We start from the raw sequence: 18,688 nt of genomic DNA on the forward strand, positions 1-18,688 counted from the left end.
CAGATGAAAAAGTCTACTAAAATTATTTCGGGAATACTTGCACTCAGCCTTGTATCATCTTATGCAATGCCGGTATTGGCAGCCGAAAAGGAAGAGGTCATATATGTAATGGCAGACGCAGACGGAAGCGTGAACAGCGTTTATGCGGTAAACAGCTTTGACGGCGGAAATATTACCGATTACGGCGATTATACCGATGTTAAGCTGCTGAATATAGACGGAACTATCACGCAAAACGGCGATGAGATAACATTTTCATCTTCCGACCCAGGCAAGGTCTATTATCAGGGAACGCTGAAAAACACAGAGATACCGTGGAGTATTTCAATAAAATATTTTCTTGACGGAGAGGAGCTTTCCGCAGAAGATGTCGCAGGTAAAAGCGGCGCTCTTGAAATAAAAATAAGCATTACCGAAAATGAAAAATGCAGCACGGATTTTTATGAAAATTATGCTTTACAGTGTTCTTTTACGCTTGATACGGAGCTGTGCAGCAATATTTCGGCAGATGGTGCGACCGTAGCAAACGTGGGCAGCAAAAAGCAGATAACCTACACCGTTCTGCCCGACAAGGGACTTGAAAGATCTATTTTTGCCGATGTAACGGATTTTGAAATGGCGGAAGGCTCTATTAACGGCATAAAAATGAGCCTTGATCTTGATATTGACAATGAGGAAATAGATGAAAAAATAACCGACCTTACGGACGGGGCAAAAGAGCTTGATGATGGTGCAAAGGAGCTTTATGACGGCACTGTGGAGCTGAATGACGGTGTTTCCGATTTAAATGAGGGAATACAGAAGCTTCGTGACGGAATAGCAGAGGCACAGGAGGGACTTTCCGAGCTTAACAACAAATCCTCGGAGCTTGTGGACGGCTCTGCCGAGGTGAAAAGTGCGCTGATAAAAATACAGACCTCTCTGACCGGAGTATCGGCAAATTCAGATAAGCTTGACCGGCTCGCTTCCGCATCGGCACAGATAAAGTCGGGTATTGACGAGCTTTACGGGGGTATTGTGCAGCTGAATAAAAGCCTGAATTACGAAAGCTATAAGGCAGCAATGAGCGCAAACGGGCTTGACATAGACACCTTGAAAGCAGGAAACGAGCAGGCAATTTCGCAGCTCACGGCGCAAATTACAGAGCTTAAAACTCAGCTTGCTAAAATAGAAAAGGTACCGCAGTATGCCGAGGAAGCCGCAAAGCTGAAAGCACAGATCGAACAGCTTGAAAGCACTCTTACTCTGCTTACGGGCAATAATGCGGCTCTGGGCGGAACGGAAACCTATCTTAACAGCGTTTCACAGGCTTCCGCACAGCTTGAATCGGGCGCAAAGGAGTTAAAAGCAAAATATGCGGAATTTGACAAAGCGATAACCGGACTTACCGCTTCGCTTTCGGAAATGCTTGTGAATATGTCCGAGCTTTCAAGCGGAATAAACACTCTTGTTTCGGAATACGCAAAGCTTGACAGAGGTATTGGTGAATACACAGACGGCGTTAAAAAGCTGACTGACGGCTTTGCGGAAATTTCCGACGGTGCAAAGGAGCTTGCGGAGGGCGGTTCGGAACTTTCGAAGGGTGCAAAAGAACTTATGGACGGAGCGGCTGAAATGCACAACGGCACTTCCGAGCTGCGTTCGGAAACCGCTAAGATAGATGATACCTTCGGTGACGATCTGAGCGGTATGCTTGATTCAATGTCCGACGATGATTATGAAGTGAGATCTTTTGTTTCCGAGAAAAATACGGAAGTTGATTCGGTGCAGTTTGTAATTAAAACCGAAGCCGTTAAAATTCCCGAAGCGATCAAAGCCGATACCGAGCCGGAACAGGAGCTTACATTCTGGCAGAAGCTTTTAAGCTTATTCGGGTTAATGTAAAATTTCGGATGTAATTTTTGACAGATTTGCATTTCTGCAAAGTTGAAAAAACAGTGTTCGTACAAGCTTGATACAGGTCATCAAATCCCACAAGCTCTATTCTTTCAATCTCGGATAAGTCTGCAATATCATAAAAAGCGTCCCAGTTCAAGCCATACCATTTTGGAAATTTAAAAGCCGTTCTCAGCCGCCTTTGAAGCTCCTTCGGGTCGGATACGTCTGTTATGTCATTTCAATAATATCGGAATTTTCATACAGCCACTTCTCAAGATCCGATACCGATATCATATCATAAACAAATGCAAAGAAATATTTTTGAATATCCATAGCCTTCACCGTCTTTAATACACATTCTCCGAATGCGATACAGCCTATTCTATCCTCCAGTCCACAGGCTCAATACCGTGAGACACAAGGAACTCATTGCATTTTGAAAAATGCCTGCACCCGAAAAATCCGTTGTACGCCGATAAAGGCGAGGGATGCGCCGCCGTAAGTACAAGATGGTTGGGATTTGTGATAAGCGACCTCTTTGCCTTTGCATTGCCGCCCCACAGCAGGAAAACAATGGGCTTTTCACGCTCATTCAGCTTCCCGATAACATGGTCTGTAAAGATCTCCCAGCCCTTGCCCTTGTGGGAATTTGCCTGTCCCCGCCTAACAGTCAGAACGGTGTTGAGCATCAGAACGCCGCTGTCAGCCCACTTGTACAGCTCCCCGTGGGGAGCAGGGGGTATTCCAAGGTCTGAGTTCAGCTCCTTGTAAATATTCTGTAATGACGGCGGAATGGGGCAGCCCTTCTGAACCGAAAAGCATAGCCCATGAGCCTGTCCCGGCTCGTGATAAGGGTCCTGTCCCAGAATGACCGCCTTCACATTGTTATAAGACGTGTGCTTCATAGCGTTAAAAATATTATGCATATCGGGATAGATTTCCCTCGAAAAATATTCCTGCTTGAGAAATTCCCGCAGTTCCTTGTAATAGGGCAGGTCGAACTCCCCCGCCATTATCTCGTCCCATTCGTTTCCGAAATTAACCAATATATATCATTCCTTTCCGAGCATGGGTCTCAGATATTTACCGGTGTAGCTCTCCTCGCATTCGGCAATATCCTCGGGAGTGCCGCAGGCAACCAGAGTGCCGCCCTTGTCGCCGCCCTCGGGACCCAGATCGATAATATAGTCCGCCGTCTTTATCACATCAAGATTATGCTCGATAACAAGCACCGTATTGCCCGACTCCGTAAGCCTCTGCAGCACCTCAAGGAGCTTGTGGACATCCGCCGTGTGCAGACCCGTTGTAGGCTCGTCAAGAATGTAGATAGTTCTGCCCGTAGAACGTCTTGCAAGCTCGGTGGCAAGCTTCACTCTCTGCGCCTCACCGCCCGAAAGGGTGGTGGCAGGCTGACCTATCTTTATATATCCCAGACCCACTTCCTGCAAGGTAAGGAGCTTGCGGTAGATCTTCTGATGATTGGAGAAAAACTCCACGCCCTCGTCAACGGTCATCTCAAGCACATCGTAAATGCTCTTGCCCTTGTATTTCACCTCAAGGGTCTCGCGATTGTAGCGCTTGCCCTTGCAGACCTCGCAGGGAACGTAAACATCGGGGAGAAAATGCATTTCTATCTTAATGATACCGTCGCCCTCGCAGGACTCGCAGCGGCCGCCCTTGACGTTAAAGGAAAATCTTCCGGAGGTATAACCCCTTGTCTTTGCGTCATTGGTCTCCGCAAAAAGGTCTCTGATATCGTTGAAAACGCCTGTGTAGGTAGCAGGATTTGAACGTGGTGTTCTGCCGATGGGAGACTGGTCGATAGCAATAACCTTGTCAAGCTCCTCCACGCCCTCAATGGTGTCAAACTCCCCTGCCCTTGTCCTTGCACGGTTGAGCTTTGCCGCAAGATATTTGTAAAGTATCTGATTAACAAGGGAGGACTTTCCCGAGCCGCTTACGCCCGTAACGCAGGTAAATGTGCCCAGGGGAATTGAAACGTCCACACTTTTCAGATTATTCTCTCTGGCGCCCCTCACTGTAAGGAACTTTCCGTTTCCCGTTCTTCTCGCCTCGGGAACGGGAATTTTTCTTCTGCCGCTGAGATATGCGCCTGTAATGGAGCGCTGGCAGTTCATAATATCCTGAACGGTACCCGTGCAGATTATCTCGCCGCCGTGAACTCCTGCATAGGGTCCCACATCAACAATATAGTCCGCAGCCCTCATAGTGTCCTCGTCGTGCTCGACCACGATAAGGGTGTTGCCCAGGTCTCTCAGACGCTTGAGAGTGCCGATAAGCTTGTCATTATCCCTCTGATGAAGTCCGATAGACGGCTCATCAAGGATATAAAGCACGCCCACAAGGGAAGAGCCTATCTGTGTGGCAAGCCTTATTCTCTGGGACTCGCCGCCCGAAAGAGTGCCTGCCGAACGGGAAAGGGTGAGATATTCAAGTCCAACGCTTTTAAGGAACCCGAGACGGCTGTTTATCTCCTTGACTATCCTCTCGCCGATATACATTTCCCTCTCCGAAAGCTGTAATTTATCAAAGAAATCATAGCAGTTTAAAACCGAAAGCTCCGTAACCTCCGCAATGCTCTTTCCGCCCACGGTAACGCCGAGAATTTCCTTTTTAAGCCTTTTTCCGTGACATTCGGGGCAAAGCTCCTCGGACATATACTGCTCGATATCCGCCTTGCTCCATTCGGAATTGCTGTCCCTGTACCGTCTCTCAAGGTTGTTCACAATTCCCTCAAAGGGCTGATAATAAACACCTCCGCCGTAATCGGTGGCACGATGTAGCTTTAGCTTCTCATTGCCTGTACCGTAAAGCAAAGCGTGAATAGCATCTTCGCTCCAGTTTTTAAGCGGCTCTGTAACCGAATGACCGTAAAACTGAGCAATGCCCTTGAAATACATCATAGCAACAGAGCCGTCGTCCGTAGTACCCCAGCCGCTTGCCTTTATCGCGCCCTCTTTAATGGAAAGATCGGTGTTGGGAATGATAAGAGACGGGTCAATTTTGCGGAAAACTCCCAATCCCGTACATTTCGGACAAGCACCGTAGGGATTGTTAAATGAGAACATTCTGGGGGAAAGCTCCTCCATGGAAACGCCGTGCTCGGGGCAGGCGTAATTCTGTGAAAAGAGCATCTCCTCGCCGCCCACGATGTCGCATATGACCGTGCCCCCCGAAATACCCGAAGCAGTCTCAATGCTGTCGGAAAGGCGGGTGCCCATTTCGGGCTTCACCACAAGTCTGTCCACCACTATCTCAATGGTGTGCTTCTTGTTTTTTTCAAGCTTTATCTCCTCGGAAAGGTCGTAAACGATGCCGTCAATGCGCACGCGTACATATCCCGACTTTTTCGCCTGTTCAAGCTCCTTAACGTGCTCACCCTTGCGTCCCTTTACAACGGGAGCCAGTATCTGAATTTTCGTACCCTCGGGGAGAGCGGAGATCTTGTCGATTATCTGATCTACCGACTGCTGCTTTATCTCCCTGCCGCACACGGGACAATGTGGAATACCAATTCTTGCATAAAGCAGACGGAAATAATCATAAATTTCCGTGACTGTTCCCACCGTTGAACGGGGATTTTTTGAGGTGGTTTTCTGGTCAATGGAAATAGCCGGGGAAAGTCCCTCGATAGAGTCCACATCGGGCTTGTCCATCTGACCGAGAAACATTCTCGCATATGAAGAAAGGCTCTCCACATATCTTCTCTGACCGTCAGCGTAAATGGTGTCGAATGCAAGAGAAGATTTACCCGAGCCCGAAAGTCCCGTCATAACGATAAGCTTGTCACGGGGAAGCTCCAGGTCAACATTCTTTAAATTATGCTCTCTCGCACCCTTAATAACGATTTTATCAATAGGCATTTTAATTTTCCTCTCAAATCATCAAATCAATCAAAAATTCCCAGATCTCCGCCGTCCCTCATAGAATAGCATTTCGATCCGCCCACAATAATATGATCCATCAGACGAATATCCACCGCTTTCAGCAGCTCATTTATCCGCCTTGTCACCGCAATATCCTCGTCGGAGGGCTTAGGAGCGCCCAGCGGGTGATTATGCGCCAGCGCAGCCATAGCGCAGCCGCTGTCAATTGCCGCACTCATTATTTTTCTCAGCTCCACAGAGGTATATGCAGATGTGCCCCTGCTTATTTCAGTCACCGAAACAGGTCTCAGCGAGCTGTCAAAGCAGGCGAGCATAAATTTCTCCGTTCCCGAACCCACGAAATAGGGCTTGAAAAGCTCGGAAAGCTGAGCCGTAGTTGTTACGGAAACGCCTTTGCGCTCCTCGGCATAATAAACGCTTATGAGCTGTGGGATAAGCTTGAAAAGCACCGCAGCGTTCTCTGTTATCCCCTTTACCTCCGTAAGCGCCGAAATATCCGCATTGAACACTCCCGCCACGCTGCCGAATTTTTTTAAAAGTTCTTTGGCGATCTGCTTTGTGTCCCTCTGAGGAATAGCGTAAAACAGCAAAAGCTCAAGTATCTCGTGAGGCGCAAAGCCATCGAGACCCGATACAAGGAACCGTTCCTTTACCCGTCCCCTGTGACCCTTAGCGGACTCCTTCCGCATATCCTCCGCAGTTTTAGGGGGAGCATTTTTCATCTCTTCCTTTTTTTCGGTCAAAGCCCTGTCAAGCTCGTCCTCCCGCAAAGTGTCAAGAGCATTTTCCAGCCAGACATTATCCATACTCACCGCTCCGTTCAGATATCCTCAAGGCTGAGAGTAGCCACCGCATTAAGGCTCTCGTCCGCCCTTTTTCCGTCAAGAAAATCGTAATATCCCTGACAGGCTATCATAGCGCCGTTGTCGCCGCACAGCTCAAGAGGGGGCAGATATACCTTGATTCCCCTCTTGCCGCATTCGTGAAGCATAAGCTCTCTCACGCCCGAATTTGCGGAAACGCCGCCTGCCACCGCAACGGTCTTGTAACCGAAAGCCTTCGCCGCCTCCACCGTCTTGCTCACCAGCATTTCGGCAGCGGTTTTCTGAAAGCTTGCCGCCAGACTGTCGCTGTCCAGGGTCTCCCCCTTCTGCTCAGCGTTGTGCGCCAGATTTATGACCGCGGTTTTAAGTCCGCTGAAGGAAAAATCATACTCGCTGCCCGTTACCTTGGGGATAGGCAGCTTGTATCTGTCGGGGTCGCCCTTTTTCGCCGCCCTGTCAATGTGAACACCCCCGGGATATGGATATCCCAGCACTCTCGCGCATTTGTCAAATGCCTCCCCCGCAGCGTCATCCCTCGTCCTGCCGATAACTCTGAATTTGGTGTAGCTGAGCACTTCCGTTATCTGCGAATGACCGCCGCTCGCCACAAGGCAGAGATAAGGGGGCTCAAGGTCGGGATGGGCAATGTAATTTGAAGCGATATGCCCCGCAATGTGATGAACGGGGATAAGAGGCTTACCCGCCGCCATAGCAAGCCCCTTGGCAAAGCTTGTGCCCACCAGAAGCGCGCCGATAAGCCCAGGGGCATATGTGACAGCAATGCCGTCAATGTCACTGAGTCCGCAGCCTGCCTCATCAAGCGCCGCCCTCACCACAGCAAGTATATTCTCCGCGTGCCGTCTCGAAGCGATCTCGGGAACAACTCCGCCGAATTTCTTGTGCTCCTCCACCTGAGAAGCCACGATATTTGAAAGAATAGTCCGTCCGTCAAGGGAGACCGAAGCCGCCGTCTCGTCGCAGGAGGACTCTATACCAAGAATTTTAACGCTCATTTTATCACCTTTTTTATCATAACTATCCCGTCCTCTTTGGGAGAGGAGTACATACCGCGCCTTACCCCCGCCCTTTCAAAGCCGAAGGAGCCGTAAAGCCCGATCGCAGGAGAATTTGAAGCCCTGACCTCAAGAGAAATGCTGTCAGCCGTTTCGGGAAGAGCATTTTCAAATGCAGAAAGCAGCTGTGTGCCAATGCCCATTTTACGGTGAGCGGCATTTACCGCAATGCGCTCGATATATCCCGAATACCCGTCGCAGGAGCCGATGATATATCCCCGTACCTTGCCCTCGGAGATCTCCGCAAGAAAAATATTCGTTTCCTCGGAAAGCGCACTCTCAAGTGACTTTTCCGACCAGGGGTCCGTGAAAGCCGCTTTTTCAATTTCCGCGATCTGTGGGATATATTCTCCATCTGCCCGAACTATCATAACCCCATATCCTTTCTAATGCAGGCGATAAGCTCCTTCACATCATCAAGGCATGACAGCTGACCGCACCTGCCTCTGTAGCCTGCCGCACCCTTGATCCCTTTGAGATAAAAGGCGCACTGCCGCCTTGCCTCCGCCATAGCCAGCCGCTCCCCCTTGAACCGAACCGCCAGCTCCGCCTGCCTGAGCATAGTGTCAAGCCGCTCATTCAAATTGGGGGGCGTAGGAATAATACCGCTTTCAAGATAGCTTTCTATCTGCTCGAATATCCATGGATTTCCATAGCTTCCCCTGCCAACCATAACAAGGTCGCAGCCCGTCTCGGAGTACATTCTCGCAGCGTCCTCGGCGCAGCAGATATCCCCGTTTCCGATAACGGGAATACTCACAGCCTCCTTGACCGCCTTTATGATGCCCCGGTCCGCTTTTCCGTGATACATCTGATTTTTCGTCCGCCCGTGAACAGTCACCGCCGCCGCCCCGGCTGACTCCATCGCCCTTGCAAATTCGGGAGCATTTATGCTGTTCTCGTCCCAGCCTGCCCGAATTTTCACCGTAACGGGAACATCGCTGCTCAAAACCACCGCTCTTACAATATCATAAGCCCTGTCTGGGTCCTTCATAAGCGCGCTGCCGCTGCCGTTACCCGCAATTTTCGGAACGGGACAGCCCATATTTATATCAAGTATGTCGGGACGGTACTTCATAAGCATACCTGCTGCCCTGCCGCAGAATTCCGCCTCATCACCGAATATCTGCAAAGCATAGGGCCGCTCCCTGTCGTCAACAGTGCACAGCTCCTCGGTCTTTCTGTCGCTGTAGCAAAGACCCTTTGCGGATATCATCTCCGAGACCATATAAGCCGCCCCGTGCTCCTTGCAGACAAGCCTGTAAGCCCTGTCCGCCACCGAAGCCATAGGCGCAAGAGCGGCAGTCGCCTTTATCTCCACATTCCCAATTTTCACCCGGGATATTCCTCCAAAACAATATTCATAGCAAGCCTTGCCTTTGCAATGACCGTCTCCTTTTCGCCCTCAAGGAGAATGAGCTTTCGCCCGTCGGAAACGATAATTTTCCCGTCGGGGCACAGCGAATAATCCAGAACGCCCTTTTTTATCACCGTCTCACTGCCGTCAGCCTCTCTTTTCACAAGCACGCGTGACAGGGGCATTACCGAGCCGCTGTCCTCCTTTGCGTCCTCTTCCTTAGCAAGCTTTTCGGCTTTGATGATATTGCCCTCAATGATGATATCCCTCTCGGAACGCTGTTTCGTTTTTGTAAATGAGGGCAGACCGTTGCTGCCGCTTTTAAGTGACTCGCCGCCCCACCTGGTGCATACGAAATTGAGCCACCCGAAAAAGCCCTTCAGCACTCTGTAGGGAAACAGCAGTATATCCGAAAATTTGAACCCATCTTTTTCGTGCTCGCCGCCGTAGGGCTGACGGATATAGAAAATATTCCCGAAGCTGTCGTCCTTTATTCTGAGGAAATCGGTCCCCGGGTCTGAGAGAAATTTCTCCATCTCTCCCCTGTCCACATCGATATAAGCGCCGCATCTGGGCGAAACCGCCGCCACAGCACCGTATTCGTTCCTGCCATTGCCTGCGGAGGAAAAATAAATGCGGTTCCTGTGACATCTGCTCCAGTAGGGATATTCTTCAATGCTGTCCCCGTCGGTAAGCTCGTCATAAGCGGAAGCAGGCGGCTCCATCACCGCAATGTGCAGCTCATTGGGATTTGATCCCAGACTCACCGCCATTTTCCCCTCAAAGCAGTCGAACGCACCGAAATAAAGGTCGTTTCCCGAAAGGATAAGTCCCTCGTTCTCGTCCGTCCTGTCAAAGCTTCTGTGATACAGTGAGCAGGACTCGTCCAGCCCCACGCCGTAAATAAGCTCGCCCTTGTTTTCGCAAAGACCCGTTATCCTGGCGGAAACAACAGTCTCCCCGGAATATTCCCTTGCCACACCCGTAAACTGAGCGCCCGTGCCCGTAGTTTTCCATTCCGTCCGCCGACGAATGCTCTCAAGGGTCTCCTTGTATTTGTTTATCCTTCCGCAGGGTATCTCCGACTTGTTTCCCCCGTCAATGCGGTATATCTTATTTTCCGATGTGTATACAAGTTTCATAGGCTTCTCCTTAGATAAAAAGATGAAACAGGAACTCACGCTCCTATTTGCGGGTGACGACCCGCGGCGAGGTCGCGCTGTTAGTCTGTGTGGGGCGGTCAGTTTTGTCTCCGCGCCGACATGAATATCAACAGCTCGATAAATCGGAATTTATTTTTATTTCATTTCTAAAAGATAGGTTATATCATCTTGAAATTTCTGTGGAATCAGGTTTCTGTTTTGCTCAATAATTGGAAACGGGGGTAATTCATAACTTGTCAGCAAATCAATTGCATCTTCAATAACATCATCTTCATATGCTGAGATAATCACTGTTTGTAATAGATTTACCAAATCATCATGAATATTGCTTATATCTTGCTTATAGTACGGATCCATAAACCAATCTAAACATAATAACATACTAAGCTTTCTATCTGTGTCCGTTCCAAGTAATATTCTCGCAATTTCTGATATTCCTTTTCTTACTGTTTCTCGGTCATTGTCCGTATAAGTAACAAATCTGCTGTTTTCCATAATATGCATACCTTTACAAATTCTAATTCCGATATGACGCGCCGATACAAAATCTAACGGCGCGGAAACAAATCTCCCGACCCGCACCAACTCACAGCGCGACCTCGCCGCGGGGCGCCCCCCGCCGCCGCGGGTCATCACCCGCCGGTCAGTATGTTTGTATCGTTACCGAGCCGACAGTCTGCCGCCCAAACAAACTATAGAACGAGTGGCTGCAGGCTCAGCCTGCCGTCACCCGCTCAAAAGCCGCCGCAGCCCAGCCGCCGGACTCACGAAGCTCAGTGCGGATAAATCCGTTTTTCTCCATAGCCGCCATGACCTCGTCACAGCGCTCGATAATGATGCCCGAGATGATGATCTTTCCGTGAGGAACAAGGAAATCCCCGAAAATGGGAGCCATAGCGATAAGCACGTCCGCCACGATGTTAGCGGTTATGAGCTGATATCCGCCGCCGATCTTCTTTCTGAGCTCCTCGTCGGAAATGATATTTCCCGCATATGTAATATACCTGTCATCGGGAATATGATTTTTCCGTGCATTCTGTCCCGCAATGTTCACGCTGTTAAGGTCAATATCCACTGCACAGGCGCTGTCCGCACCCAGAAGCAGTGCCGCAATAGAAAGGATACCGCTTCCGCAGCCCATATCAAGCACCCTGTCATTCTCAGACAGATTAGTTTCTAAAAGCTCAAGGCAAAGCTGAGTTGTGTTGTGCCTGCCCGTACCGAAGGAGGAGCCGGGATCTATCTCAAGGATCGTTCTCTCGTCATCAGCGTCATAATTCTCCCAGGAGGGCTTGATAACAAGCTTTTCGCCAACGGTAAGGGGCTTGAAATACTGCTTCCAGTTGTTAGCCCAGTCCTCTTCACGGACATTTGAAAGCTCGCATACCAGCCTGCCGAACTTCTTTTCGCTGTCCATAGCCGCCAGCTCCGCCATCTCGGTCTTTACCATAGCCAGCATATCCGCACCCTGAGAATTGTCCGCAAGATAGAAGGTAACGCAGGTCTCGCAGTCCTTTAAATTCATAAGGTCGTCGTCAATGTAATCCCAGTTGCCCGTCTTGTCGTTGAGGAAATCCTCAAAATCCTTTGCGTCACGTATCTGAAAGCCCGTAACGCCCACATTTAAAAGCCTTCCGCAAACAGGGTCAATGCCCTCGGTGGTGGTGTATATATTTACCTCAGTCCAGTTCATATTTTTTCCTCCCGAAAAGTTCATTTTAATTTTTCATTTTTTATTGCATCAGACGGGTTCTTTATTTTGTTTCGCCGGAAGTACCTGCAGCCGTTTCGGAATGCCCGGGAACTATCTTTTTCAAAGCCCCCGACTGCTCCGAAAGCATTCTGCCCGAAGCGGCATATTCCTCCGAAGCATTTTTGCTCAGAAGAACAAAGCCGGATATCTTGTCCATGCATTCCTTTGCAGCCGAAAGTGCCTCGGATTGCTTTTCGCAGAGCTCCTCAAGAGCCTCTGCCCTGCCCGACATATCCTTCGTCTGCCCGAATACCTCCGAAGCGGAAGCCGAAGCAGCACAAACAGCCGCCGCACCCGAACCGATGCGCTCGCCGCAGCGCTTAACTATCTCAGCCGCCTCCGAAGAAGCCTCGGCAGACCTGAGCGCCAGACTTCTTGCCTCGTCAGCCAGCTCCGCCAGGCTCCTGCCCGAGCATTCGCCCTTTGCAGCGTTCATAGCAGCGCTCACCGCCAGCATATTTGCGTGTGAGGCAATGTCCGCCGCCGCCTTAGCAAGCCCCTCCATCTCCTCGGCGCTTTTTCGGAGCATTTCAAGGGAATTTTCCGCATTATTAAGCTCACGGGCACAGTCCTCCATAAGCCTGCCGCTTTTCGCTCCAAGGCTGCCCATATCTTCTGAGGATACTCTGCTCTGACCGATAAGCTCCGATATCCTTGCAAAGCTGTCCGAAAGCTGTTCCGCCGTTGTTTCCTGCTCAAGAGCGGCAGCGGAAAGCTCCTCCGCATTGTCCGATACCCTAACCGATTCCGCCGAAACAAACTCCGCCGCACGGTTTATCTGAGCGCCGATAAATCTGAGTCTCGCCTTCATCTTCCTGATCGCAGATAGCACATTTTCATACCTGTACGGATATTCCCCGTCTGCCGCAGCGTCGGGGTCGCCGTCTGCAAGAATGTTCAGGCAGTTCACAGCGTTAGAGATGGTCTCCTCCGCCTCCGCAAGGCGCTCGTCCTCCTCAGCCTCGGGAGAAACAAGCTCATACTTGTCCTCGGGAACAGCCTCGTCCACAGGCTCCTCGACCGCATTCTCCCGCAGCCTTTTGTCAATAAACAAAGCAATAAACGTGACCGCCGATATGCCCAGCAGCCCTATCCCCACGCATACGCGGGCATATTTTGATGCCCGTGCCGATATCTGAGCGGAAGCGTCTTCACCCTCCGCCGAAAGCTCCGCAAGAAGGCTGTCCGTATACTCCGCCGCCGCCAGAAGCTTGGGCTGATACTCGCTGAAAAAAACATTCCGTGCGATCTTCATATTTCCGCTGCTCACACTTCCGAAAACAGCGTCCCTCACCTGTGAAGCGGCGATAAGCTCCTCAACAGGTGCGGCAGAGCTCCATATATCCTCCCCGTCATTTATCAGACTGTCCTCAAGAGCATTGAGCCCGCTCCTTGCCGCACTGATATACTCCTCCGCAGCAGAGCCGTCCGAAGATGAGAGCGCCGCCAGGATATCCCGTTCGGCGCCGAGTATGTTGTCCCTCGCCGCATAAACTTCGGCAGCACGTGCGGCATAGCTTTCCGAACATTCGGCGCAATATCCTTCAAGCCCCCTGACCGCTCTCACAGATACAAACGCCGTTATCCCGATAACAGCCGCCGCTGCGATAAAAGCTGTCATAAGCCGTGCGCTTAATTTGTTGGCTTTCATTTTATTCCCGTCTTTCCTGTAAAAAAATTTTTATGCATATTTACTGAAATTATAGCACATTTTCCCGAAACCGTCAAGAGTCGGGGCAAATTCCCCATTCCCCGCGCAATAATATTTCGACCAATTTTTATTCGATATATTTTCACACTTTATCCACTTGTGCGCAAAGAAAAATCATTATAATTTTATTTGGATATTTTTAAGAAAGGACCGAACCCAAATAATGGAAGAAACAGTTATAGAAACCACCGCCCCCGCCATAGTCAGCGAGGCAGAAAACGTAATTGAAGCGGTTTCCAGCGGCACAGTTGACAGCACAGTTTTAAAAAGCTTTTCCGATGCGCTCATAGCCTATCTCCCCACAGTGGTAACAGCCATAATAATCTACATCGTGGGCAAGATAATCGCCAAAATACTTCTCCACATCATCGACAAGGCAATGGGCAGGAGCCGTATGGACGAGACCGCACAGGGCTTTCTCCGCTCCCTTATAGGCATTGTATTCACCGCCTTTGTGATAGTCATCACCCTGTCAACTCTGGGAATACCCATGACCTCCATCGTCACCACCATAGGCGCAGCAGGCGTAGCCGTAGCCCTCGCCCTGCAGAACAGCCTTTCAAACGTGGCAGGCGGCTTTCTGATCCTTATGAACAAGCCCTTTGTGAAGGGTGATTTTATAAGCACCAACGGAAATGAAGGCACCGTGGAGGATATCAGTATCCTCTCCACCAAGCTCCTCACCGTTGACAACAAGGTCATCTACATTCCCAACAGCATGATATCGGGCAATACTCTCATCAACTACAGCCGTGAAGATAAGCGCCGCGTAGACCTGAAATTCAGCATCGCCTACGAGGAGGATCACAGAGAAGCGATAAAGGTAATAAGCGGCGTTATCGCCGAGCATAAGCTTATCCTGACTCAGGACGCGCCCTTTGTCCGCGTCTCCGACCTTTCCGCCAGCTCCGTTGACATCACCGTAAGGGTCTGGACAAAGACCTCCGATTACTGGACAGTCTATTTCGACCTTATCGAGCAGGTGAAGACCGCCTTTGACCAAAACGGCATCGAGATACCCTACTCCAAGCTTGACGTTGATATCAAGGAGCATACCTCAAAGGCTGTATAACAATTATAGCACATTTATTCCAATTTGTCAAGCGTTTTCAAAATATTTGTTTCATTGCACAAAAAGCCGCCTTGTGAAGCCGTTTATCTTCACAAGGCGGTTTGTTTGCTTAATCAGATCACTTTTCCCCATCGGGAGCTTTTCCCAGCAGACGAAGCTTCAGCGCACGAAGCTTTGACATATAACGTGAATTATATATCACGCCCAGAATAAGCACACCGGTCATTATACCGAGACACAGCCCCGAAAGAAAATCAAATTTCTCACCTGCGTCCGAGAAAAGCAGTATCATATATCCTGCGTCTGCGACCAGACCTGCAATGAAGAAATATAAAACCTTCCTTGAGAAATCCATTTTACTCATATTGCTGTAATCAGCCGCCTTGAGAACAGTTTCCCGTGTTTCCTTATCCATCTGTACATCTTTCCTTTCACCGTCTAAAATTTCCCGCAGCTCCACATTGTAGTGATCTGCGAGCTGAATGAGAATATCCAGGTCGGGCAGATTTGTCCCCGTTTCCCAGCGCGAAACGCTTCTGTTGGAAACGCCTGTCAGCTCTGCCAGCTGCTCCTGGGTGAGCCCTTTTTCCTTCCGCAGCTCTCTGAGAAAGCTGCCGATCTTCTTCTGATCCAATTCGGGACCTCCTTTCAATCCACATCATATCAGACGGAGCAAAAAATGTACAGGACATATTGCGGGAATAACGTATTTTCGCCCTTATCCCGCTGTATGTCTATAATATTCCCTCTCTATCCACGTCATAAGGAGCCTTACTATCCTCTCCTGCTCATTTTCTGTCAACGCCCTGCCTTTTGGAACGCGGTACCATTTCTCAAGGCACCCTCTGCAGCAGCAGGCGCAGGCGTGCTGAGCGATAAAGACAGGGTGCCCCCTCATGGGAGTCTGCCTGCCGTCATTGGGTATGTCCGCAGGGGCAAGACGGCTTGCAATAAAGTCGGCGCAATGCCTGCGGACAGTCTCTGTCCCCACCTTGTCAATGTATGCAATATCCTTCGGGGAGAGATGGAACCTCGCCCGAAAATCAGACCTTTTCAGCTTCATAAGCGCTTCATCAACGGTCTGCATACCCTCACTTCTCTCTTGAAACGTAATACTTCCCGGGATCATTTTCCATATCCACATAGACCTTTTTAGAGTCGCCCTGAATATACGGTCGGGAATTTGGGTGATACGGCTCGCTCTTGAAAATCAGCTTCCTGCCGAAGCCGTCCTCATAAACAAATACCGCCTGGTTATACCGCACGTTGTTCACCGTAACATTAGCCTTCTCCTCGTGTGAGTAACTTGCATAGATAAATTTGTCCTCGGCAATGAGCCCGTTTATGTATCTGCCCTTTTTGATCTCGTGTATCAGGAATGCCGCTCCGATACTGCCGAATATAAGACCGAAAAGCGCCATTATCCCCGAAAAAAGATAAGGCTCACTGCGGTTCTTTGAAGGGTCATCGGGGTCGATAAGTATTTCCAGCTCATCGCCCTCTCTCATTCCCGAGGTGTAGTGATCGAGCTCCTCCGAATAGGTCTCGCCCTCATATTCATACTCAATGTAAACATCGTGATATGTGGTTCTCTTATGACTATTGCTTCTTCGGGTCGTGTGAGTATCAATGTCAATTATCCTGGCGGTAACGGGCACAGCGTCCTTTTCGAACTCCGACCAGCCTGCAATGTTTATCACGGGAACTATCAGAAAGGCAGCGCCGAACAGAAAAAATACTATGCCGATAATTTTAAAAGGAAAGCTCCACTTATAACGCTCCATAATTCCTCCATAAAATATGCCCGCAGGCTCCGTTTGGGGAAGATGCGGGCAATTGTTGATCTATCTGTAAGCTTTAGCCGATAACGGGAACAGTCCAGCCGAATGTATCCTCGGTCTTGCCCCACTGGATACCTGTGAGGGTATCGTACAGCATCTGGGAAACGGGACCTATCTCGCCGTTATTGAGAGTCATTATCTTGTCGCCGTACTTGAGCTCGCCGATGGGAGAGATAACGGCAGCGGTGCCTGTGCCGAATGCCTCGTCAAACTTGCCCTCGTCATATGCCTTGATAAGCTCGTCTATCTCAAGGTCGCGCTCGGTTACCTTGTAGCCCTTGTGTCTGAGTATCTCAAGGCAGGATTTTCTTGTGATACCGCCGAGAATGGACTTTCTGTCAAGGCTGGGTGTGATGACCTCGCCGTCAAGAACGAAGAATACGTTCATAGCGCCGACTTCCTCGATGTACTTGCGGTGAACGCCGTCAAGCCAGAGAACCTGCTCGTAGCCTGCCTTGTCAGCCTCCTCCTGAGCCTTGAGGGAGATAGCGTAGTTTGCGGCAGCCTTTGTGAAGCCCGTGCCGCCTGTTACGGCTCTTACATAATTCTGCTCAACGTAAATCTTAACGGGAGCAAGACCAGCCGCATAATATGCGCCAACGGGAGAACACATAATGCAGAAGATAAGGTGCTTTGCGGGGTGAACGCCCAGCATGGGGTCGATGGCAAAGATAAAGGGACGGATATAAAGAGATGTTCCGTACTGATGGGGAACCCAGTCAGCGTCCACCTCAACAAGCTTCTTGATGGCTTCAACGCAGAACTTCTCGTCGATCTGAGGGATACAGAGACGGTCGTTGGACACGTTCATTCTCGCCATATTCTGCTCGGGGCGGAAAAGCTGTATCCTGCCGCTCTCGGTCCTGTAAGCCTTGAGTCCCTCGAAATCAGCCTGACCGTAGTGGAGGCACATGGAGGAAGGCTCCATGGGGATAGGACCGTAGGGAACTATCCTTGCATCGTGCCAGCCCTGTCCCTCATCATAGTTCATAAGGAACATATGGTCGGTGAAGATCTTTCCGAAACCAAGCTTGGACTCATCAGCAGGCTTAGCCTTGGGCGATGTGGTTTTGGTGATTTTGATTTCCATATTAAACATACTCCTTTTATGTAAAAATGGCTATAAACCTAAATTTATATAATTATACCATATTCTCCCGAAATTTTCAAGTAAAAGTTATATAAAAACCTATTGCATTTTTTATTTCTTTGTGGTATAATATACAAGTCACAGGAAAAATGTCTCCGTAGCTCAGCAGGATAGAGCGTTCGCCTCCTAAGCGAAAGGCCGTGGGTTCAAATCCCGCCGGGGACGCCATATGCCATTTGAAGTCCGTTTTACGGACTTTTTTTGTTATCTTTATTCTTTATCATTTTATATTATTATTTTAAAGGACGAAACGGACTGCACCGCAAAAATGCGGAAAGCAGTCCGTTCTAATTCTGTGCATTATCCGAAAGCCTGAGAGTTTTTGCAAAAAGCTCCTCATCATCGTACATATTGCCGATGACCTTCACAGCCGCGCCCTCGGCAGGCAGCATATCAAAGCCGAAAAACATATAAAGGGGCATAGCGTTAAGGGTCTTTGAAGCTTCGTCGTAAAACTGAACACAGAAGGTACCTCCGTTCATAAACACAACGCCCTCAATTCGGGAAAGCTCCTCCGCTTCCTCGGGGATATCGGCATAGACTGTGCGCTCGGGCAATTCGTCCTCCTGCTCATCGGAAACGATCTCTGCAGGCTTCACATTCTCCGTTAAACCGCCCGAAAAGCGGCATATGCGGATAATGTCCCCCTCGAAAATGTCCCGTTTGCTGCCGTCCATAAAGCCCGAAGCCATACCCAGCGTGTCGATGAACACGGGGTCAAGGGCATAAACACCCTCCCCCGCCTTTCGGTTTATGATAGAGAAAGCCCCCTCGGGGTCACGGCAGAGGACTCCCTCCGCCCATTTATCATCGGGAGGGGCAACATTCTTGAAAACTATCTGCGCTCTGAAAATGCTGTAAGGATACAATGTATGGTACCTTTTCAAAGACATAAACAGCCCCTCCCTTCATTAGCGTATAAAAAAGCTATTCTATATTATATCACACCTTTCCATAA

18 protein-coding genes and 1 tRNA gene are annotated in these 18,688 nt (G+C 49.6%); 3 read left to right on the forward strand and 16 right to left on the reverse strand.

Annotated elements, in window-relative coordinates:
- The first annotated feature begins 3 nt into the window (after positions 1-3).
- Positions 4-1,884, forward strand: coding sequence for a hypothetical protein (locus ACI4J0_RS09110; RefSeq protein ID WP_439765498.1), 1,881 nt, complete (start codon positions 4-6; stop codon positions 1,882-1,884).
- Here the strand turns inward: ACI4J0_RS09110 and ACI4J0_RS09115 are convergent.
- From ACI4J0_RS09115 to ACI4J0_RS09165, 11 genes are all read right to left on the reverse strand, one after another.
- Complete coding sequence (locus tag ACI4J0_RS09115; RefSeq protein WP_439765555.1) at positions 1,841-2,110, reverse strand: barstar family protein; 270 nt, start codon at positions 2,108-2,110, stop codon at positions 1,841-1,843. The genes ACI4J0_RS09110 and ACI4J0_RS09115 overlap by 44 nt on opposite strands.
- Before the next feature lie 145 nt (positions 2,111-2,255).
- Positions 2,256-2,924, reverse strand: a complete 669-nt coding sequence (locus ACI4J0_RS09120; protein ID WP_439765499.1) for a uracil-DNA glycosylase — start codon at positions 2,922-2,924, stop codon at positions 2,256-2,258.
- A 6-nt stretch (positions 2,925-2,930) separates the two neighbouring features.
- Positions 2,931-5,762, reverse strand: a complete 2,832-nt coding sequence (gene uvrA / locus ACI4J0_RS09125) for an excinuclease ABC subunit UvrA (protein WP_439765500.1) — start codon at positions 5,760-5,762, stop codon at positions 2,931-2,933.
- 26 nt (positions 5,763-5,788) lie between these two features.
- On the reverse strand, positions 5,789-6,592 hold the full coding sequence (locus tag ACI4J0_RS09130) for a JAB domain-containing protein (protein ID WP_439765501.1): 804 nt from the start codon (positions 6,590-6,592) through the stop codon (positions 5,789-5,791).
- 14 nt (positions 6,593-6,606) lie between these two features.
- Positions 6,607-7,623, reverse strand: a complete 1,017-nt coding sequence (gene tsaD / locus ACI4J0_RS09135) for a tRNA (adenosine(37)-N6)-threonylcarbamoyltransferase complex transferase subunit TsaD (RefSeq protein ID WP_439765502.1) — start codon at positions 7,621-7,623, stop codon at positions 6,607-6,609.
- Positions 7,620-8,054 carry a ribosomal protein S18-alanine N-acetyltransferase gene (gene rimI, locus ACI4J0_RS09140; RefSeq protein ID WP_439765503.1) on the reverse strand — a complete coding sequence of 145 codons (435 nt, stop codon included), beginning with the start codon at positions 8,052-8,054 and terminating at the stop codon, positions 7,620-7,622. The genes tsaD and rimI overlap by 4 nt, the downstream gene beginning before the upstream one ends.
- Positions 8,051-9,019 carry a tRNA dihydrouridine synthase DusB gene (gene dusB, locus ACI4J0_RS09145; RefSeq protein ID WP_439765504.1) on the reverse strand — a complete coding sequence of 323 codons (969 nt, stop codon included), beginning with the start codon at positions 9,017-9,019 and terminating at the stop codon, positions 8,051-8,053. Before dusB ends, rimI begins: the two co-directional genes overlap by 4 nt.
- Positions 9,016-10,182 carry a hypothetical protein gene (locus tag ACI4J0_RS09150; protein WP_439765505.1) on the reverse strand — a complete coding sequence of 389 codons (1,167 nt, stop codon included), beginning with the start codon at positions 10,180-10,182 and terminating at the stop codon, positions 9,016-9,018. The genes dusB and ACI4J0_RS09150 overlap by 4 nt, the downstream gene beginning before the upstream one ends.
- A 156-nt stretch (positions 10,183-10,338) precedes the next feature.
- Positions 10,339-10,698 (reverse strand): hypothetical protein, encoded by a 360-nt coding sequence (locus tag ACI4J0_RS09155; RefSeq protein WP_439765506.1) that lies wholly within the window; start codon positions 10,696-10,698, stop codon positions 10,339-10,341.
- 220 nt (positions 10,699-10,918) lie between these two features.
- Positions 10,919-11,896, reverse strand: a complete 978-nt coding sequence (prmA, locus tag ACI4J0_RS09160; protein ID WP_439765507.1) for a 50S ribosomal protein L11 methyltransferase — start codon at positions 11,894-11,896, stop codon at positions 10,919-10,921.
- 61 nt (positions 11,897-11,957) lie between these two features.
- A complete protein-coding gene (locus ACI4J0_RS09165) occupies positions 11,958-13,607 on the reverse strand; it encodes a methyl-accepting chemotaxis protein (protein WP_439765508.1) in 1,650 nt (549 codons plus the stop codon).
- 223 nt (positions 13,608-13,830) lie between these two features.
- Here ACI4J0_RS09165 and ACI4J0_RS09170 point away from each other — a divergent pair, with 223 nt between their 5' ends.
- Positions 13,831-14,739 carry a mechanosensitive ion channel family protein gene (locus ACI4J0_RS09170; protein ID WP_439765509.1) on the forward strand — a complete coding sequence of 303 codons (909 nt, stop codon included), beginning with the start codon at positions 13,831-13,833 and terminating at the stop codon, positions 14,737-14,739.
- 118 nt (positions 14,740-14,857) lie between these two features.
- Here ACI4J0_RS09170 and ACI4J0_RS09175 read toward each other — a convergent pair whose 3' ends face one another.
- The 4 genes from ACI4J0_RS09175 to ACI4J0_RS09190 form a co-directional block, all read right to left on the reverse strand.
- Positions 14,858-15,373, reverse strand: a complete 516-nt coding sequence (locus ACI4J0_RS09175; protein ID WP_439765510.1) for a helix-turn-helix domain-containing protein — start codon at positions 15,371-15,373, stop codon at positions 14,858-14,860.
- A gap of 84 nt (positions 15,374-15,457) precedes the next feature.
- Positions 15,458-15,826, reverse strand: coding sequence for a DUF4186 domain-containing protein (locus ACI4J0_RS09180; protein WP_439765511.1), 369 nt, complete (start codon positions 15,824-15,826; stop codon positions 15,458-15,460).
- Between the two features lie 4 nt (positions 15,827-15,830).
- Positions 15,831-16,523 carry a DUF3592 domain-containing protein gene (locus tag ACI4J0_RS09185; protein ID WP_439765512.1) on the reverse strand — a complete coding sequence of 231 codons (693 nt, stop codon included), beginning with the start codon at positions 16,521-16,523 and terminating at the stop codon, positions 15,831-15,833.
- A 73-nt stretch (positions 16,524-16,596) separates the two neighbouring features.
- A complete protein-coding gene (locus tag ACI4J0_RS09190) occupies positions 16,597-17,670 on the reverse strand; it encodes a branched-chain amino acid aminotransferase (protein ID WP_439765513.1) in 1,074 nt (357 codons plus the stop codon).
- Positions 17,671-17,821: 151 nt separating this feature from the next.
- On the opposite strand from ACI4J0_RS09190, the gene ACI4J0_RS09195 reads away from it, so the two are divergent.
- Positions 17,822-17,898 (forward strand) — tRNA-Arg (locus tag ACI4J0_RS09195).
- A gap of 119 nt (positions 17,899-18,017) precedes the next feature.
- On the opposite strand, the gene ACI4J0_RS09200 is transcribed toward ACI4J0_RS09195, so the two are convergent.
- Entirely contained in the window at positions 18,018-18,623 is a 606-nt protein-coding gene (locus tag ACI4J0_RS09200; protein WP_439765514.1) for a hypothetical protein, read from the reverse strand.
- Positions 18,624-18,688 lie beyond the last annotated feature (65 nt).

This window comes from Huintestinicola sp., from assembly GCF_051882455.1.
GTDB lineage: Bacteria > Bacillota > Clostridia > Oscillospirales > Ruminococcaceae > Huintestinicola.

Excerpts from the sequence above, each read along its gene's own strand:
- ACI4J0_RS09110 (WP_439765498.1), top strand. The coding sequence starts at position 4 with ATGAAAAAGTCTACTAAAATTATTTCGGGAATACTTGCACTCAGCCTT.
- uvrA (WP_439765500.1), bottom strand. The coding sequence starts at position 5,762 with ATGCCTATTGATAAAATCGTTATTAAGGGTGCGAGAGAGCATAATTTA.
- ACI4J0_RS09130 (WP_439765501.1), bottom strand. The coding sequence starts at position 6,592 with ATGGATAATGTCTGGCTGGAAAATGCTCTTGACACTTTGCGGGAGGAC.
- tsaD (WP_439765502.1), bottom strand. The coding sequence starts at position 7,623 with ATGAGCGTTAAAATTCTTGGTATAGAGTCCTCCTGCGACGAGACGGCG.
- rimI (WP_439765503.1), bottom strand. The coding sequence starts at position 8,054 with ATGATAGTTCGGGCAGATGGAGAATATATCCCACAGATCGCGGAAATT.
- ACI4J0_RS09150 (WP_439765505.1), bottom strand. The coding sequence starts at position 10,182 with ATGAAACTTGTATACACATCGGAAAATAAGATATACCGCATTGACGGG.
- ACI4J0_RS09155 (WP_439765506.1), bottom strand. The coding sequence starts at position 10,698 with ATGGAAAACAGCAGATTTGTTACTTATACGGACAATGACCGAGAAACA.
- prmA (WP_439765507.1), bottom strand. The coding sequence starts at position 11,896 with ATGAACTGGACTGAGGTAAATATATACACCACCACCGAGGGCATTGAC.
- ACI4J0_RS09165 (WP_439765508.1), bottom strand. The coding sequence starts at position 13,607 with ATGAAAGCCAACAAATTAAGCGCACGGCTTATGACAGCTTTTATCGCA.
- ACI4J0_RS09170 (WP_439765509.1), top strand. The coding sequence starts at position 13,831 with ATGGAAGAAACAGTTATAGAAACCACCGCCCCCGCCATAGTCAGCGAG.
- ACI4J0_RS09180 (WP_439765511.1), bottom strand. The coding sequence starts at position 15,826 with ATGCAGACCGTTGATGAAGCGCTTATGAAGCTGAAAAGGTCTGATTTT.
- ACI4J0_RS09185 (WP_439765512.1), bottom strand. The coding sequence starts at position 16,523 with ATGGAGCGTTATAAGTGGAGCTTTCCTTTTAAAATTATCGGCATAGTA.
- ACI4J0_RS09190 (WP_439765513.1), bottom strand. The coding sequence starts at position 17,670 with ATGGAAATCAAAATCACCAAAACCACATCGCCCAAGGCTAAGCCTGCT.
- ACI4J0_RS09200 (WP_439765514.1), bottom strand. The coding sequence starts at position 18,623 with ATGTCTTTGAAAAGGTACCATACATTGTATCCTTACAGCATTTTCAGA.